The sequence below is a fragment of the Dyadobacter psychrotolerans genome (assembly GCF_004349265.1).
In the GTDB taxonomy this organism is placed as follows: Bacteria; Bacteroidota; Bacteroidia; order Cytophagales; family Spirosomataceae; genus Dyadobacter; species Dyadobacter psychrotolerans.
Window position 1 is genome coordinate 1 of sequence record NZ_SMFL01000040.1, and the last position, 1,836, is coordinate 1,836.

1 protein-coding gene and 1 pseudogene are annotated in these 1,836 nt (G+C 43.2%); both read left to right on the top strand.

All coding sequences use genetic code 11. From position 1 onward, the window contains the following. Positions 1-312, top strand: a 312-nt coding sequence (locus E0F88_RS33490) for a T9SS type B sorting domain-containing protein (protein WP_131961839.1), incomplete at its 5' end; no start/stop codon positions are given. Between the two features lie 376 nt (positions 313-688). Continuing rightward, positions 689-1,836: pseudogene (locus E0F88_RS33495) on the top strand (gliding motility-associated C-terminal domain-containing protein); the annotation flags it as partial.

The window sequence follows — 1,836 nt, forward strand, 5'->3', positions numbered from 1 at the left end:
GTTTGCAAAGACAACTGCCCTGCCTATGTTTTGCCAAATGTATTTACACCAAACGGTGACAATAAAAACGATATCTTCCAGCCTTTCGATTGCCCCGCATTTGTACAGTCGCTCGAATTCAGGGTTTTCAACCGCTGGGGAGCACAGGTGTATGATACCAAAGATGTCAACATCAACTGGAACGGAAAAAACAAAGCAGGGAAAGACCTCGCAGCAGGACAGTATTATTACGAAGTTTCCATTCAATTCGAATCGTCAAGAAAAGATGCCAAACCGACTATCCTTAAAGGCTGGGTGCAAATGTTGAGATAAAAGACTTTTTTGACAAGTAACTAAAAACAGGCATTTGAACTTCGTTATGTTCAAATGCCTGTTTTTTTATGCAGAAAAAATTTGTTGGTGTTAACCCGGATGTACAAGATTATTTCAATACTAAAATGAGTATAAGACCTGTACGGAACCAATGAAAGATTAATCTAAATCATATTTAATAGCAATACACACATTTTTATCTATATTTTCGTTGAATTAAAGTAAACAGAAGTTGAGAAATCCTCTTGTTATGCCATACGAAAAAGGAAAGCAATCAGGAGCTACACTTTCTGTTTTATAAAAGCCCTATCCAATTAGATAAGTACTTTATTTTACTATGCGATCTGTTCTACAATATTTGCTTATAACTTTTTTCATGCTGTTGCTTTTTGCCGGTCACAAGGCAAGCGCAACACATATTCGTGCGGGAGAGATTACTGCCCGTCGTATCTCTCTTTCATCGCCAACGTATGAAATCCGGCTTACTGCCTATTTCGATATTGTTAACGGGCCAGGTGCAGCCGATGCCCAGAATGATGTCACATTCCTTATTGGTAATGTCAGGAACACGGGAACTCCTGCAACCCTGGTAGCTCCCCGAATGCAGCCAATACCTAATATAGGCAATGGTACAACTATGAATATTTACATCGCCCAGTATACCTTTCCCGGAGCAGGTGATTTTCGAATTTCTTTTGAGGAAGATAACAGGAACAACAATGTTTTAAATATTGGCCCGCCTCCAACGCAGAATCTTAACTTTTATGTTAGCACCATACTTACAATCAATGCCAACATTGGTTTAAACCAAACACCGGTTTTATTAAATGCCCCGATTGATCTTGCAGCAGTTGGACAACGATATATCCACAACCCGGGTGCTTTTGATGCGGACGGTGATAGTTTAGCTTATCGGTTATTTATTCCACAAAGAGGTGGAGTTAACGGTGCCGGTGTCAACCTGGAATATAAAGACCCAAACATGGTGACTCCTCCCGGAACCACGGAAGCAGGGGCAAGTCCTGCAACATTTAGTATGAATCCACTCACTGGTGATTTGATATGGAATGCGCCGGTAACAAGGGGGTATTATAATGTTGCATTTATAGTTCAGGAATGGCGGGATGGTGTATTAATCGGGCAAATTGTCCGGGATATGCAGATCATCGTCGAAGACGCTCGCAACGACCGGCCCTTACTGGATCCGCTGGCGGACATCTGCGTCGAAGCAGGAACACGCATCAGCCAGCTCATCAGGGCAACAGATAAAAACGGCGACAGGCTCACACTTACTTCCAATGGTGGGGTGTATGAAAGCACACTGGTCGCTCCGGCTGTGGCAACCTTTACCCCCCAGACAAATGCAATAGGTACCGTTACAGGTCAGTTCGTTTGGCAGACAGGCTGTAACCACATCCGCCTGGAACCTTACGATGTGCTCTTCAAAGTGGAAGATGCAGCAGGACCCAGTGTGCCTAATCCAAGTCTATTCCGCAAGCTGGTCGATATCACCACCATGAACAT